The following is a 15,053-nucleotide window of genomic DNA, read 5'->3' as shown; positions in this document are numbered from 1 at the left end:
CGCACACCCCCGACCGAAGGAGACGGCCGACATGGACGCCGTGACCCACGTCCCCGCCCCGTACAACGAGCCGGTGCACGGCTACGCCCCCGGTTCCCCGGAGCGCGCCCGCCTGGAGGCCAAGCTCAAGGAGCTGGCCGGCAACCCGATCGACCTGCCGATGACCATCAACGGCGAGAAGCGGATGGGCGGCGGCGAGCGCTTCGACGTCGTGCAGCCGCACAACCACCAGGCCGTCCTCGGTACGTACGCCAACGCCACCCGCCAGGACGCCCAGGACGCGATCGACGCCGCCCTGGCCGCCGCCCCGGCCTGGCGCGCGATGTCCTTCGACGACCGTGCCGCGATCCTGCTCAAGGCCGCCGACCTGCTGTCCGGCCCGTGGCGCGAGACCATCGCCGCCTCCACGATGCTCGGCCAGTCCAAGACCGCCCAGCAGGCCGAGATCGACGCGCCCTGCGAGCTGGTGGACTTCTGGCGCTTCAACGTCCACTTCGCGCGCGAGCTGCTCCAGGAGCAGCCGCCCGTCCAGCCGAACGGTGTCTGGAACCGCCTGGACCACCGCCCGCTGGAGGGCTTCGTCTACGCGATCACGCCCTTCAACTTCACCGCCATCGCCGGCAACCTGCCGACCGCGCCCGCCCTGATGGGCAACGTCGTCGTCTGGAAGCCGTCGCCCACCCAGACCCACTCCGCGATCCTGCTCATGCAGCTCCTGGAGGAGGCCGGCCTGCCCAAGGGCGTCATCAACCTGGTGACCGGTGACGGCAAGGAGGTCTCCGAGGTCGCGCTGCCGCACCCGGAGCTGGCCGGCGTCCACTTCACCGGCTCCACCGCCACCTTCCAGTACCTGTGGAAGGCGGTCGGCGAGAACATCACGAACTACCGCTCCTACCCGCGCCTGGTCGGCGAGACCGGCGGCAAGGACTTCATCGTCGCCCACCCGACCGCGGACCCGGCGATCCTGAAGACGGCCGTCACCCGTGGCGCGTTCGAGTACCAGGGCCAGAAGTGCTCCGCCGCCTCCCGCGCCTACATCGCCCGCTCCACCTGGGAGAACGGCTTCAAGGACGACCTGGTGGCGGAGGTCGAGGGGCTCACCATGGGTGACGTCACCGACCTGTCGAACTTCATCGGCGCCGTCATCGACGAACGCTCCTTCGCCAAGAACAAGGCCGCGATCGACCGTGCCAAGGAGGACCCGACCTGCGAGATCGTCGCGGGCGGCAGCTACGACGACTCGGTCGGCTACTTCGTGCGCCCGACCGTGATCGCCTGCTCGGACCCGGAGAACGAGGTCTTCAAGACCGAGTACTTCGGCCCGATCATCGCCGTCCACGTCTACGAGGACGCCGACTTCGACGCGATGCTGGAGCAGATGGAGTCCGCCTCGGCGTACGCCCTGACCGGCGCCGTCCTCGCCCAGGACCGCCAGGTCCTCGTCGCGGCGTCGGAGAAGCTGCGCTTCGCGGCCGGCAACTTCTACCTCAACGACCGCCCCACCGGCTCCATCGTCGGCCAGCAGCCCTTCGGCGGCAGCCGTGCCTCGGGCACCAACGACAAGGCGGGCTCGAAGTTCAACCTGCTCCGCTGGATGTCGCCGCGCGCCATCAAGGAGACGATGGTCGCCCCGACGGACTACCGCTACCCGCACATGGGCTGATGCGGTAGCCGCACGACGCGGACGGCCCGGTGCTCCCTTGGTGGGGGTGCCGGGCCGTCCGTGTCGGCCGTGTCCGGTCAGCTGTCGCCGCGGGGCGGGCCGGTGATCGATTCGCCGATGACGAAGCCTTTGGCGGGGCCTTCGGGGATGGCGATGTCGGTGCCGTGGGGGACGCGCGTCTCGGCCGCGTAGTCCGCCTTCTCGGCCACCGGGGAGGTGAACACGGTGACAGTGCCGCGGAGGTCAAGATCGTCAACGAGGACGTAGACGGGGATGCCGGCACGGGCGTAGGCGCGGCGCTTACGGACGCGGTCGCGGGCGACGCTGTTGTGACCGGGGGAGACCACTTCGACGACCACATCCACAGCCGTGGCTCTGATGCCGACACCTTGTTCGGTGACGTCCTGCGCCTCGGCATCCTCAAGAGCGATGATCACGTCAGGAATCCAGACCTTGCGGTCGTGGATCACATCGGTGTCCTGGTGGCCGGCATACGGTCCATCGGCCAGGTATCTGTCAGCGGCACGCCGTAGCTTGTTGGCGATCCGACTGCGCGCGTAGCAGCCTGTCGGCGACACCTCGATGAACTCCTCGATGATCTCGGCGTGGAAGCCCTCGGGGAGTTCCATGGCTTCCCACGCCTGCCACAGGTCTTCGTCCAGCTCCGGCCTGGGCGGGTCCGGGTCGGCCGATCCTGTCGGTCCAGGGAGCTTCGTGCGCGAGAGCAGTCATGGCGTAGCACCTCCTCCCCAAGTGTGGGCGCGCCCGGCCCCGCGGCACGAGCGACGTCGTCACGCTACGCAGCCGTGTCCCCTTGGCTGCACCGATCAGCGGATGATCACCCGAACGAGCACCTCAGGCCATGGCCCGTCTCAAATAGTAGGAAGCCCAAGTAATTGTGCAGACAGCACGGCTCCGCTGGCTTAGCTTTGTAGGAGCCGAACGTTCCGCTCCATCGGGCGGCGGCGGGTGCGGCCCGGTGCGTGTGCGCAGGTGATCCCTGCTGACGCTGAGGCCCCCGCGTGTGTCGGCCGTTTCCGGAAGGACGCTTCCGTTCATCTCTCGGGGCTTTGGCATTGGAGACGCATCATGACCAAGACCGCTGTCCGCAGGATCCGTCACTCCGCCCGCGCGACCGGCGAGGCCGACCGCAAGAACGCCGCCGCCGCGCTCCAGCGGGCGCTCGACCGCCGGGACAACGGCGGCTCGACCGGGCACTGAGCCCGGGGGCCGTCCGGCGGGCGGGTGTGCGGCGCGCCGAGCGCGTGGGCACGCCCGCCCCTGCCGTGCTCAGTGGCGCCGCGTGACCTCGAAGCGGTCGATGCTCTCGCCGGACTCGGCGAGCGCGGTGACCTTCATCCGTGGCCGGTGGCCGGGCAGTACCTCGACCGCGATGAAGGAGTAACCGGTGTAGCGGACCCGTGACCACTGCGCGGCTTCCTTGACCTTCACCTTGCCCTCGGCCCAGTGGTACGTGTCCACGTGGTCGAGGTCCTTGACGTGGCCCTCGTAGCTGTCGGGCACCGGGAAGTCGTACAGCGACTTGCCCGCGCCCCCGGCCGTGACGTACACGATGCCCTCACGCGAGGAGTCCACCGTCTCGCCGACGGGCATCTTCTTGGAGACCCGGCCGCCCTTGATGGCGTCGGTCCGCTCGTAGACATGGTTGTGGCCGTTGACCACCAGGTCCACCTGGTGCTTCTCGAAGAGCGGCAGCCACGCGTCGCGTACTCCGCCTTCGGAGGCGTGCGCGTTGGTGGTGGAGAAGGCGCAGTGGTGGAAGAAGACGACGATGAAGTCGATGCCCCGGGCGGCGCGCAGTTCGCCGAGCTTGCGGTCCAGCCACTTGGTCTGCTTGCCGTCGGTGACGCCGAGGTTGGCGGGGATCTCGTACGAGACGTCGTTGGCGTCGAGCGCGACGACGGCGACGTTGCCGTAGGTGAAGGAGTAGACGCCGGGCGCGTTCCCGGCGTCCGGGCCGTTGTCCGGCAGGCTCCAGCGGGCGTGCTGGCCGCCGTACCCGTTGGGGGAGTACCAGGCTTCCATGTCGTGGTTGCCGGTGGTCACCATCCACGGCACGGTCTTGGCCACCGACTCGGTCTGCGCGAGGAACTGGTCCCACTGGCGCGCGTCGTAGGTGTCGTGCTCGGTGCCGCTGCCGTCCGGGTCGGCGTAGCAGATGTCGCCGGCGTGCAGGTGGAAGGACGGGTTCTGGCCCAGGATGAGCTGGTCGTTGGCGAGGGCGTGGTAGCTGACGCCTTGGTCGCCGAAGGCGGTGAAGACGAACCGCTCGGCGCGGGCCGGGGCGGTGCGGAAGGTACCGAGGGTGCCGAAGTGGCGGGAGTCGGCGGGGTCGAAGCCGTCGTGGCCGACGCCGTAGTAGTACGTGGTGCCGGGGCGCAGGCCGTCGAGCGCGGCGTGCAGATAGTACTGGTCCACCGCGGGCAGCTTCTTGCTCAGCGCGGGCGTGTGCAGGTCCCGCACCTCGGCGTGGATCTTGCGGCTCAGGTCCCAGGGGCGCAGCCCCACACGCAGGAACGGGCGCTTGACCGCGAACGGCACCTGCCACGAGACGCGCATCTGGTGCCGGGGGTCGGCGCCGAAGGCCAGGTGCCGGCCGAACGGCGCGACCAGCGAGCCGTGCACGGCGCCGGTGGCGGGGGAGGAGAGCAAAGTGGGGGAGGGGACGGCGGCCTGGGCGGGCCCCGCCCCCGCCGGCAGACCGCCGACCGCGACGGCGCCGGCGGTCACGGCGGAGGTGCGCAGCAGCCCGCGGCGGGTCAGCTTCGTGCGGAGGTACTCGTGCTGCTCGGGCATGCTCATCCGGCTCGCGAGCGGTTCGGGGATGCCCACGCGTGGTGTGTCCATGGGGCGCAACGTCGCATCACTGTCCGACCGGCCGGGGCCCTGCGGGTGAACGGCAGGTGTCCGGCCGTCCATGTGTCCGCATCCCGGACACCACGTGTCAACCAATGGGACAGAGAGTAGGGTCCAGCCATGTCTCGCAGCATTCGCCTCGCAGTGATCCCCGGTGACGGTATCGGCCAGGAGGTCGTGGCCCAAGGGCTGAAGGTCCTCGGCGCGGCCCTCCCGCAGGACGTCAAGCTGGAAACCAAGGAGTACGACCTCGGCGCCCGGCGATGGCACGCCACCGGCGAGACCTTGCCGGACGCGGAGCTGGAGTCGCTCAAGGAGCACGACGCGATCCTGCTCGGTGCGATCGGTGACCCGTCCGTACCGTCCGGAATCCTGGAGCGCGGCCTGCTGCTGAAGCTGCGCTTCGCCTTCGACCACTACGTCAACCTGCGCCCCTCCAAGCTCTTCCCGAACACCGCGACGCCGCTCGCCGGCCGCCCCGACATCGACTTCGTCGTCGTCCGGGAGGGCACCGAGGGCCCGTACACGGGCAACGGCGGCAGCCTGCGCACCGGCACCCCGCACGAGGTCGCCACCGAGGTCAGCCTGAACACCGCGTACGGCGTGGAACGGGTGGTCAGGGACGCGTACGAGCGGGCCGAGGCGCGGCCGCGCAAGAAGCTGACGCTGGTGCACAAGAACAACGTCCTGGTGCACGCCGGCCACATGTGGAAGAAGATCTTCGACCAGGTGGGCGAGGAGTACCCCGAGGTCAGCACCGACTATCTGCACGTCGACGCCGCGACGATCTTCTTCGTCACACAGCCCGAGCGGTTCGACGTGATCGTCACCGACAACCTCTTCGGCGACATCCTCACCGACCTCGCCGCGGCCGTCACCGGCGGCATCGGCCTGGCCGCCTCCGGGAACATCAACCCCACGGGCGCCTTCCCGTCCATGTTCGAGCCGGTGCACGGCTCGGCGCCGGACATCGCGGGCACCGGAAAGGCCGATCCCACGGCCACCGTCCTGTCCACCGCTCTCCTCCTGCGGCACCTCGGGTACGACGCCGAGGCGGCCCGTATCGAAAAGGCCGTCGCCGCGGACCTCGCGGACCGGGGCGAAACCCCCCGTACCACCGGCGAGATCGGCGACGCGCTCGCCGCGCGGGTAGCGGGCTGAGGCCCGCCGCCCGCCGCGCGAACACGCGCTGACCGACAGCGCCGGGCCGCACCGGCCCGGCGCTGTCGCGCAGATCCGCGACTGTGCTACCGCCGGGTTGGGTGCGACCATCGATCCCTGGCAGGCGCACACGGATCCGCCTTCGGACCACGGCGTCCCACCCTCGCCGCAGCACGGCATTTCCGTCCCCGGTACCTCGGGAGCGATAATCGAACGTGGAGCCGCTGTACGAGGGGAAATACCGGACGTCCTGTACCGACAAGGACTTCGTGAGCGCGGCCCCACAACCTCACCGGTGAAGGACACGCACTCATGACGACGCCCACGATCGAGCTCAAGCCCTCCTCCCACCCGCTCTCCGACGCGGAGCGGGAGCGGGCCCTGGCCAGCCCCGGCTTCGGCCGTTACTTCACCGACCACATGGTGACGATCAAGTGGACGGAAGGCCGCGGCTGGCACGACGCCCAGCTGGTGCCGTACGCCCCGCTGTCCATGGACCCGGCCAACATGACGCTGCACTACGCGCAGACGATCTTCGAGGGCCTGAAGGCGTACCGCCAGCCCGACGGCACCGTCGCCACCTTCCGCCCGGACGCCAACGCCCGGCGCTTCCAGGCGTCCGCCCGCCGCCTCGGTATGCCCGAGCTGCCCGTCGAGACGTTCGTCGAGGCCTGCGACGCCCTGGTCAAGCAGGACAAGAACTGGGTGCCGACCAACGGCGAGGAATCGCTCTACCTGCGTCCCTTCATGATCGCGAGCGAGGTCGGGCTGGGCGTCCGGCCTGCCAACGAGTACCTGTTCATCGTGATCGCCTCGCCGGCCGGCGCCTACTTCACCGGCGGCGTCAAGCCGGTCTCCGTCTGGCTCTCCCAGGAGTACGTGCGCGCCGTGCGCGGGGGCACCGGCGCCGCCAAGACCGGCGGCAACTACGCGGCGTCCCTCGTCGCCCAGGCGCAGGCCGCCCAGCACGGCTGCGACCAGGTCGTCTGGCTGGACGCCCTGGAGCGCCGCTGGATCGAGGAGATGGGCGGCATGAACCTGTACTTCGTGTACGGGAACAAGATCGTCACCCCGGAGCTGTCCGGCTCCCTGCTCCCGGGCATCACCCGCGACTCCCTCCTGAAGATCGCCACCGACCTCGGCTACGAGGCCGCCGAGGGCCGCATCTCGGTCGAGGACTGGAAGGCCGCCACCGAGGACGGCTCCCTCACCGAGGTCTTCGCCTGCGGCACCGCCGCCGTGATCACCCCCGTCGGCTCCGTCAAGTCCGAGGCCGCCTCCTGGACCGTCGGCGACGGCAAGCCCGGCGAGGTCACCATGAAGCTCCGCAAGGCCCTCCTGGACCTCCAGACCGGCGCCGCCCCCGACACGCACGGCTGGATGCACCCGCTGGGCTGATCCGCCCCGTACGACGACGAACGGCCGTCCGGTATGTCGCCGGGCGGCCGTTCGTCCTTTCCGCCCGGAAGCGGCCGGCGCCGGCATGGCGAAAAGGGCGCCACGGGCGTCTCTCAGGTGTGCGTACGCAGATACCGGTGAATGGCCTCGATATCGGCGTGGTCCTTTTCCCGGGCCAGCTCTGTCTTCCACTCCAGCACTCTTCGGAGCGGGGAGAAATTCAGGCCGCAGAATACATCGGCTTCTCCGATCAGCTCGTCGACGCTGTACTCGAACCAGCCGTTCAACACCTCGACGTCCCCGGCGAAGAACAGGACGTGCTCGACGTACCCCAGCGGGGCCGGAACCGGATCACCCAGACCGGCCGCCCTTTCCCAGGCGGCTCCCCGGGTCACGACGTCGAGGTCCCCGATGTCCGGCTCGATGCCGTGCGCCAGCAGGGGCCCGCTGCCGGCGATGACGAAATCGGCCGTACGGAGATTCAGCGACCCCAGTTTCCGGAACAGCGGGTGTCCGAGCAGATCCATGCTGACCTTCATGGCGGTGACATTCCCGGGGCATCCCGGGGCAACCCTGGTCGCACAAGTATCAGCAGGGCCGATCCCGCGCTCGCCAGGAACACGAAAAGCAGCGCCCGTCCGATCCAGTCCATATGTGCTGCCGCGGCAATGAATTCCCGTACCTCGATACCGGGCACCCCGGACGTTATGCGGCTCGCTATGTGATCGTCCCGGGGTTTCACGACCCGGGCGACGGTTCGCTGAGAACCGGACACGGTGGTCGATCCGCCGGAGAGGGCGATCCACACCTGGTCGGTCCGCAGAGTCGCTGCGCGCCACCCGGTCGCGATACCGCATCCGGCACGGCGTGCGTGATCACGGACAAGGCGCTCCGCGGTGCGTGGCGCATGTTTGAGTGTTGCTCTAAGCGAACGAGGTTATGGCGCCAGGGCTTCACCTGATGCTTGGCACCTGCGGAGAACCAAGTTAGAGTGCCGCACTAAAGCGGCGGCGCAGTGCCGCGCCCAGGCCGCGGGGCGGTCCGGACGGGGACCGCCCCGCCCCACCCCGCCCGGCCCCTGTCCCGCCCGAGTCCGGAGGACCCCGCCCATGACGGCCCCGCCCATGACCACCCCCGCAGCCGACGGCTTCCGCATGCCCGCCGAGTGGGCCCCGCACGACCGGACCTGGATGGCCTGGCCCGGGCCCAACGCCACCTTCGGCGAGGAGGGCGGCGAGGCGCTGGAGCGGGCCCGCCGGGCCTGGGCCGCCGTCGCCCGGGCCGTGCGCCGCTTCGAGCCGGTCACGGTCGTGGCGGGCACCGGGCAGGGCGACGGGGCGCGGCACCTGCTCGGCCCGGAGATCGAGGTCGTCGAGCGGCCGCTGGACGACGCGTGGATGCGGGACATCGGGCCGACCTTCCTGACGGACGGGACCGGACGGCTGGCCGCCACCGACTGGGTCTTCAACGGCTGGGGCGGCCAGGACTGGGCCCGCTGGGAGCGGGACGCCGGGGTCGGCGGGTACGTGGCCGGGCTGGCCGGAGCCCGTACGTACCGGTCGTCGCTGGTCAACGAGGGTGGCGGCCTGCACGTGGACGGCGCGGGAACGGTCCTGCTGACGGAGACCGTGCAGCTTGATCCCGGGCGTAACCCCGGCCGTACGCGCGAGGAGGCCGAGGCGGAGGTCCATGCCGGCCTCGGCACCACGAAGGCGATCTGGCTGCCGCGCGGACTGACCGCCGACTACGGGCAGTTCGGCACCCGCGGCCACGTGGACATCGTCGCGGCGTTCGCCCGGCCAGGCGTCGTCGTCGCGCACACCCAGCCCGACCCGGCCCACCCCGACCACGAGGTGTGCGAGGAGATCGTCGGGCTGCTGCGCTCCGCGACGGACGCGCGCGGCCGGCGGCTGGAGGTGGTGGAGGTGCCCGCGCCGACCGTCGTCGAGGCGGAGGGTGAGGTGGTGGACTACTCGTACATCAACCATTACCTGTGCAACGGCGGCGTCGTGTTGTGCGCCTTCGACGATCCGCGCGACGAGGAGGCGGCCGGGATCTTCCGGCGGCTGTTCCCGGAGCGGACGGTGGCGCCGGTCGACGCCCGTACGATCTTCGCAGCGGGCGGTGGCATCCACTGCATCACCCAGCAGCAGCCCAAGGTGGGCACAGTGTGACGTTCCCGGAGGTTCCCGTGCCCGGACCGGTCCGACGGCCGCGGCGGCGGCTCACCCAGCCGCGCGAGCAGGTCCTCGCCGCCGCCATGGCCACCATCGCCGAGTCGGGCCTGGACCGGCTGACCATGGCCGGGCTGGGCCGCGAGGTCGGGATGAGCAGCGGGCACATCCTCTACTACTTCGGTACGAAGGACGAGCTGCTGCTCCAGACCCTCCAGTGGAGCGAGGAGCAGCTCGGCGCCCGGCGGCGGGCCGCGCTCGCCCACCGCGCCCCGGTGCGCGAACGTCTCGACACGCTGGTGGACCTGTACCTCCCCGAGGGGCACCGGGACCCGCGCTGGACCCTGTGGCTGGAGGTGTGGAACCGCTCGCAGAACGCGGACGACGAGACCCGCGAGCGCCAGCTCGACCTCGAACTGGCCTGGCACCGCGACCTGGTGGCGCTGCTGGTCGAAGGCGCGTCGAAGGGCGAGCTGCGGGCCGTGGACGCGGAGCGCTTCGCCACGCGTACGCGCGCGCTGCTGGACGGCTTCAGCACCCATCTCGTCGTCGGGCTGCCGGGCCTGGACCGGCAGCAGGTGCTGCGGCACGTGGGGGAGTTCCTGGACGAGGCGCTGCGGCCCGCGGAGGGCCGTGACCGCGGACGCCTGACCCCCGGCACCTGACGCCTGACGCCTGACAACCGGCACCTGACACCTGACACCTGAGGCCGGACATCTGACACCCAGCCCCGGTTGTACGGAAAAGAGCGCATTGACCCTGTCGCGGCTGATGCGGTTGTATCCCTTGGCGCTCCGGCGCAGGGCCGGAGGCGGGTGTTTCCGGGGGGAAACATGGGCGTGCGGACGGACAGTGGCAGACGTGCGGTACCGGGGGCCGTCGCGGCCGCCGTCCTCATCGGGGCGGTGGCGCTGAGCGGTGCCGACGCGCCCGCGGTGGCGGCGGGCGGCCACGGGCCCCGTACCGAACGGGTCGACACCGCGCCCGACGGCTCGGAAGCGGTCGGCGGCGGTTCGTTCAACGCCGCGATCAGCCCCGACGGCCGGTATGTCGCCTTCGACTCGGCGGCCGACAACCTCGTGCCGGGCGACGACAACGACGGCACCCTCGTGCATGACGTCTTCCTGCGCGACCGCCGCACCGGCACCACCCGCCGCCTCAACGCCCCACTCGGCCCGGGCAACGCCGACTTCGCCACGATCAGCGCGGACAGCCGCTACGTGGCCTTCGACGCCGAGACGGACGGGACGTACCACGTATACGTCTACGAGATCCGTACCGGCCGCCTCGAACGCGTCGACCTGGACCTGGACGCGGGCTTCACCGGCGGCGAGACCCCGTCGCTCAGCGCCGACGGCCGCTACGTCGCCTTCCAGGGCACGCAGGCCGCCGTCCCCCCGGCGAACGAGGACTTGGGCCGCATCTACGTACGCGACCGCAAGACCGGCACGACGCGCCGCGCCAGCAGGGTGCCCGCCAAGGAGGGCCGCGGCTACGACTCGCCGCGCATCAGCGCCGACGGCGGCAAGGTGGCCTACCGGGAACGCAGTCGGCGCGGCGGCGGCCCCGGCGGCGAGCGCGACTGGGCCGACATCCGTCTCGCGGACCTGCGGACCGGCGAGCAGCGGCAGATCGACACCACCGCCGACGGCCGTCCCGCCACCTCCGGCTCCACCGACCCGCTGATCAGCGCCGACGGCCGTACCGTCGCCTTCAACTCGTCGGCCAAGAACATCGTGCCGGTACCCGACGAAGCCCGCTCCTACGTCTTCGTCCGCGACACCCGCACCGGCGCGGTCCGGCGCGTGGACGGCATCAACGGCAACCAGTACGCCGCCGCGGACGCGATCAGCCCGGACGGCCGGCGCCTGCTGCTGCGCTACGCCGGCGTCGAGTACGGGTTGTACGTCAAGGACCTGCGGACCGGCAGGGACACCCTGGTCAGCCCCGGCACCGACGGCAAGCCCCGGGCGGCCACCGCCGGACCCGACGCGATGACACCGGACGGCCGCGAGGCCGTCTTCGAGTCGCACCTCGACGACCTGGTCGACGGCGACACCAACCACGAGACCGACGTGTTCCTGCGGCACGTCCGCTGAAGGGCAGGGCGGCGCCACGCCGTACGCGCCGGCCGGCGTGCATACCCCGCAGGTAACGAAGCGTGATCGTTGCCCGCTGAACTCTTGCCGCGGCGGGCGGCGTCGGCGACCGTGATCCGACATGGGACGAGAGCAGTGGAAGAAGATCTGGGTCGGCTCGGCCGGCAACATGGTCGAGTGGTTCGACTGGTTCGTGTACGCCAGTTTCGCGGTGTACTTCGCCGACTCGTTCTTCCCGAAGGGGAACGACACCGCCAACCTCATGAACACCATGGGGATCTTCGCGGTCGGCTTCTTCATGCGGCCGGTGGGCGGCTGGGTGCTCGGCCGGGTCGGTGACCGCAAGGGCCGCAAGGCCGCGCTGACCCTCACCGTCACGCTGATGTCCGCCTCGGCCGTCCTCATCGCCGTCGCGCCGACCTACGCGGTGGCCGGGTACGGCGGCGTCGCCGTCCTGCTCGTCGCCCGCATGCTGCAAGGACTCTCGGTCGGCGGTGAGTACGCGGCCAGCGCCACCTACCTCACCGAGGCGTCCGCCCCCGGGCGGCGCGGCTTCGCCTCCAGCTTCCAGTACGTGTCCATGACCGCGGGCCAGCTCCTCGGACTCGGCCTGCAGATCGTCCTCCAGCGCACCATGTCCGAGGACGCCCTGCACAACTGGGCCTGGCGCATCCCGTTCATCATCGGCGCGCTCGGCGCGGCCGTCGTCTTCTACCTTCGGCGCAACATGCTGGAGACGGAGGTGTACGCGCAGGACGACAGCGCGCAGAACGACCCCGAGCGCGGCACGCTCAAGGCGCTGTGGGCGCACCGGCGCGAGGCGTTCCTCGTCATCGCCCTCACCATGGGCGGCACCGTCGCGTACTACACGTACACGACCTACCTCACCAAGTACCTCTCCGGCAGCGCCGGCCTGGACAAGCCGACCGCCTCGCTGGTCAGCTTCTGCGCCCTGTTCGTGTTCATGTGCATCCAGCCGCTGGCGGGCCGGCTCTCCGACCGCATCGGCCGCCGCCCGCTGCTGATCACCTTCGCGGTCGGCTCGACCTTCCTGACCGTGCCGATCATGACGCTCCTCCAGCACGCCGGCAGCTTCTGGCCCGCCCTCGGCCTCTCCCTGCTCGCCCTGCTCGTCGTCACCGGCTACACCTCGATCAACGCCTGCGTGAAGGCCGAACTCTTCCCCACGGGTATCCGCGCCCTCGGCGTCGCCCTCCCGTACGCCATCGCCAACGCCCTCTTCGGCGGCACCGCCGAATACGTGGCCCTGTGGTTCAAGAAGGGCGGCATCGAGTCGGGCTACTACTGGTACGTGGCCGGCTGCGCGGCGGTCTCCTTGATCGTCTACGTGACGATGCGCGAAACCAGGACGATCGACCTCCACCGCGTGAAGCAGCCGGAAGGAGACGACACGTCCCTCTCCGCGCAGCCGGCCACATCAAGCCCGCAGCCAAACCGAAGCCCGTCCGGCGCTTGAGGCCACAGGATCGGCCACCCTTGCCGCCCCGCAGCCACCTCAAGCCCGTCCGGCGTGTGAGGCCGCAGGAACCGCCGCCCTGACTGCCCGCAGCCGCCTCAAGCCTGTCCGGCGTGTGAGGCCGCAGGAACCGCCGCCCTGACTGCCCGCAGCCGCCTCAAGCCCGTCCGGCGTGTGAGGCCGCAGGATCGGTCACCCCTGACTGCCCGCAGCCAAACTCAAGCCCGTCCGGCGTTTGAGGACACAGGAACCGCCACCCCCAGTGGCCCGCACTGTGAGACATCCGACCCCCCTCCGGGAACGTATGGCAAGATGCCCCCATGCTCCCGTTCGCCACGATTATTGGCAGCAGGCGCGCCGGTCCGCAGTGACCACCCCGTACCCACCCGAGTACGGCGCGGTCACCGTCGCCCCAGACCCGCGCGCAGACCTCTCGCATCCGCGAGGGGTCTTTTCGTTTCCGGCCCACCTTCCGCCGGAGGCGGAGCGCGCGGGACCACGAGGGGGCGGTGGAACCGGTTATTCCGGTAAACCGAGACCCCGACAGGAGCCAGACCAGCCATGACGGACGCACCCGAACCCGACCCCGCGTTGTCCGACGCCTTCCACGTCTTCGACACGACGCTGCGCGACGGAGCCCAGCGCGAGGGCATCAACCTGACCGTCGCGGACAAGCTGACCATCGCCCGGCACCTGGACGACTTCGGCGTGGGCTTCATCGAGGGCGGCTGGCCCGGCGCCAACCCCCGGGACACCGAGTTCTTCGAGCGGGCCCGTACGGAGCTCGACTTCCGGCACGCCCGGCTGGTCGCCTTCGGCGCCACCCGTAAGGCGGGCGTACGGGTCGAGGACGACCCGCAGGTCGCGGCGCTGCTGGAGTCGCAGGCGCCGGTCGTCACCCTGGTCGCCAAGTCGCACGTACGGCACGTGGAGCTGGCGCTGCGCACCACCCCGGAGGAGAACCTCGCGATGGTGCGGGACACCGTCGCCCACCTGCGCGCGCGAGGCCGCCGGGTCTTCCTGGACTGCGAGCACTTCTTCGACGGGTACGCCCTCGACCCGGTCTACGCCAAGCAGGTCGTCCGGACCGCGAGCGAGGCCGGCGCCGACGTGGTGGTGCTCTGCGACACCAACGGCGGCATGCTCCCCGCGCAGGTCGCGGCCGTCGTACGGACCGTGCTGGCGGACACCGGGGCGCGCCTGGGCATCCACGCGCAGGACGACACCGGCTGCGCGGTGGCCAACACCCTCGCCGCCGTGGACGCGGGCGCCACCCACGTGCAGTGCACCGCGAACGGCTACGGCGAGCGGGTCGGCAACTCCAACCTCTTCCCGGTCGTGGCCGCCCTGGAGCTGAAGTACGGGCGTCAGGTGCTGCCCGAGGGCAAGCTGGCCGAGACCACCCGCATCTCGCACGCCATCGCCGAGGTCGTCAACCTCACGCCCTCCACCCACCAGCCGTACGTCGGTGTCTCCGCGTTCGCGCACAAGGCCGGGCTGCACGCCTCCGCCATCAAGGTCGATCCGGACCTGTACCAGCACATCGACCCGGCGCTGGTCGGCAACAGCATGCGGATGCTGGTCTCCGACATGGCGGGGCGCGCCTCCATCGAGCTCAAGGGCAAGGAGCTGGGCTTCGACCTGAGCGGCGACCGGGAACTGGTCGGCCGGGTCGTGGAGCGGGTCAAGGAGCGCGAGCTGGCGGGGTACACGTACGAGGCCGCCGACGCCTCCTTCGAACTGCTGCTGCGCGAGGAGGCGGAGGGCCGGCCGCTCCGGTACTTCCGGGTGGAGTCGTGGCGGGCGATCGTCGAGGACCGGCCGGACGGTACGCACGCCAACGAGGCGACGGTGAAGCTGTGGGCCAAGGGCGAGCGGCTGGTGGCCACCGCCGAGGGCAACGGTCCGGTGCACGCGCTGGACCGGGCGCTGCGGGTGGCGCTGGAGCGGATCTACCCGCAGTTGGCCGGGCTGGAGCTGGTGGACTACAAGGTCCGCATCCTGGAGGGCCGGGTGGGCACCGGTTCGATCACCCGGGTGCTGGTGTCGACCAGCGACGGGCAGGGGGAGTGGTCCACGGTCGGTGTCGCCGAGAACGTCATCGCCGCGTCGTGGCAGGCACTGGACGACGCGTACGCGTTCGGGCTGATGCGGGCCGGGGTCGAGCCGCAGGAGTAGCCCGCGGCACGCGGGAGTGACCGCGG

12 protein-coding genes are annotated in these 15,053 nt (G+C 70.7%); 9 read left to right on the top strand and 3 right to left on the bottom strand.

Going from position 1 to position 15,053, the window contains the following annotated elements:
* Positions 1 to 31: 31 nt before the first annotated feature.
* Positions 32 to 1,663: an L-glutamate gamma-semialdehyde dehydrogenase gene (gene pruA, locus AB0A97_RS07535; RefSeq protein WP_361145878.1), complete on the top strand. Its 1,632-nt coding sequence runs from the start codon at positions 32 to 34 to the stop codon at positions 1,661 to 1,663.
* 77 nt (positions 1,664 to 1,740) lie between these two features.
* Here the strand turns inward: pruA and AB0A97_RS07530 are convergent, their stop codons facing one another.
* The gene (locus tag AB0A97_RS07530; RefSeq protein WP_361145875.1) at positions 1,741 to 2,292 is read right to left on the bottom strand and encodes a Uma2 family endonuclease; all 552 of its coding nucleotides are present in this window, start codon (positions 2,290 to 2,292) and stop codon (positions 1,741 to 1,743) included.
* A 460-nt stretch (positions 2,293 to 2,752) separates the two neighbouring features.
* Between AB0A97_RS07530 and AB0A97_RS07525 the strand changes: the two genes are divergently transcribed.
* Entirely contained in the window at positions 2,753 to 2,884 is a 132-nt protein-coding gene (locus AB0A97_RS07525; RefSeq protein ID WP_274535863.1) for a hypothetical protein, read from the top strand.
* Positions 2,885 to 2,953: 69 nt separating this feature from the next.
* Here AB0A97_RS07525 and AB0A97_RS07520 read toward each other — a convergent pair whose 3' ends face one another.
* Entirely contained in the window at positions 2,954 to 4,531 is a 1,578-nt protein-coding gene (locus AB0A97_RS07520) for a metallophosphoesterase family protein (RefSeq protein ID WP_361145872.1), read from the bottom strand.
* A 129-nt stretch (positions 4,532 to 4,660) separates the two neighbouring features.
* Here AB0A97_RS07520 and AB0A97_RS07515 point away from each other — a divergent pair, with 129 nt between their 5' ends.
* Positions 4,661 to 5,701 (top strand): 3-isopropylmalate dehydrogenase, encoded by a 1,041-nt coding sequence (locus AB0A97_RS07515; protein ID WP_361145870.1) that lies wholly within the window; start codon positions 4,661 to 4,663, stop codon positions 5,699 to 5,701.
* Between the two features lie 312 nt (positions 5,702 to 6,013).
* Positions 6,014 to 7,099, top strand: a complete 1,086-nt coding sequence (locus tag AB0A97_RS07510) for a branched-chain amino acid aminotransferase (RefSeq protein ID WP_361145867.1) — start codon at positions 6,014 to 6,016, stop codon at positions 7,097 to 7,099.
* Between the two features lie 113 nt (positions 7,100 to 7,212).
* Here the strand turns inward: AB0A97_RS07510 and AB0A97_RS07505 are convergent, their stop codons facing one another.
* On the bottom strand, positions 7,213 to 7,638 hold the full coding sequence (locus AB0A97_RS07505) for a hypothetical protein (protein WP_361145864.1): 426 nt from the start codon (positions 7,636 to 7,638) through the stop codon (positions 7,213 to 7,215).
* A 585-nt stretch (positions 7,639 to 8,223) separates the two neighbouring features.
* Here AB0A97_RS07505 and AB0A97_RS07500 point away from each other — a divergent pair.
* From AB0A97_RS07500 to cimA, 5 genes are all read left to right on the top strand, one after another.
* Positions 8,224 to 9,273 (top strand): agmatine deiminase family protein, encoded by a 1,050-nt coding sequence (locus tag AB0A97_RS07500; RefSeq protein WP_361147325.1) that lies wholly within the window; start codon positions 8,224 to 8,226, stop codon positions 9,271 to 9,273.
* A gap of 17 nt (positions 9,274 to 9,290) precedes the next feature.
* Positions 9,291 to 9,938 carry a TetR/AcrR family transcriptional regulator gene (locus tag AB0A97_RS07495; RefSeq protein WP_361145862.1) on the top strand — a complete coding sequence of 216 codons (648 nt, stop codon included), beginning with the start codon at positions 9,291 to 9,293 and terminating at the stop codon, positions 9,936 to 9,938.
* A 174-nt stretch (positions 9,939 to 10,112) separates the two neighbouring features.
* Positions 10,113 to 11,372: a hypothetical protein gene (locus tag AB0A97_RS07490; RefSeq protein WP_361145860.1), complete on the top strand. Its 1,260-nt coding sequence runs from the start codon at positions 10,113 to 10,115 to the stop codon at positions 11,370 to 11,372.
* A 121-nt stretch (positions 11,373 to 11,493) separates the two neighbouring features.
* Entirely contained in the window at positions 11,494 to 12,849 is a 1,356-nt protein-coding gene (locus AB0A97_RS07485) for an MFS transporter (protein ID WP_361145858.1), read from the top strand.
* 561 nt (positions 12,850 to 13,410) lie between these two features.
* Positions 13,411 to 15,027: a citramalate synthase gene (gene cimA / locus AB0A97_RS07480; RefSeq protein ID WP_361145855.1), complete on the top strand. Its 1,617-nt coding sequence runs from the start codon at positions 13,411 to 13,413 to the stop codon at positions 15,025 to 15,027.
* Positions 15,028 to 15,053 lie beyond the last annotated feature (26 nt).

It is taken from the genome of Streptomyces sp. NPDC045470 (assembly GCF_040646595.1).
Taxonomy (GTDB): Bacteria; Actinomycetota; Actinomycetes; order Streptomycetales; family Streptomycetaceae; genus Streptomyces.
This window is presented reverse-complemented; position numbering and strand designations above follow the sequence as displayed.

Coding starts and splice junctions, on each gene's coding strand:
- AB0A97_RS07515 (WP_361145870.1), top strand. CDS start 4,661: ATGTCTCGCAGCATTCGCCTCGCAGTGATCCCCGGTGACGGTATCGGC.
- pruA (WP_361145878.1), top strand. CDS start 32: ATGGACGCCGTGACCCACGTCCCCGCCCCGTACAACGAGCCGGTGCAC.
- AB0A97_RS07505 (WP_361145864.1), bottom strand. CDS start 7,638: ATGAAGGTCAGCATGGATCTGCTCGGACACCCGCTGTTCCGGAAACTG.
- AB0A97_RS07520 (WP_361145872.1), bottom strand. CDS start 4,531: ATGGACACACCACGCGTGGGCATCCCCGAACCGCTCGCGAGCCGGATG.
- AB0A97_RS07525 (WP_274535863.1), top strand. CDS start 2,753: ATGACCAAGACCGCTGTCCGCAGGATCCGTCACTCCGCCCGCGCGACC.
- AB0A97_RS07530 (WP_361145875.1), bottom strand. CDS start 2,292: ATGGAACTCCCCGAGGGCTTCCACGCCGAGATCATCGAGGAGTTCATC.
- AB0A97_RS07500 (WP_361147325.1), top strand. CDS start 8,224: ATGACCACCCCCGCAGCCGACGGCTTCCGCATGCCCGCCGAGTGGGCC.
- AB0A97_RS07510 (WP_361145867.1), top strand. CDS start 6,014: ATGACGACGCCCACGATCGAGCTCAAGCCCTCCTCCCACCCGCTCTCC.
- AB0A97_RS07485 (WP_361145858.1), top strand. CDS start 11,494: ATGGGACGAGAGCAGTGGAAGAAGATCTGGGTCGGCTCGGCCGGCAAC.
- cimA (WP_361145855.1), top strand. CDS start 13,411: ATGACGGACGCACCCGAACCCGACCCCGCGTTGTCCGACGCCTTCCAC.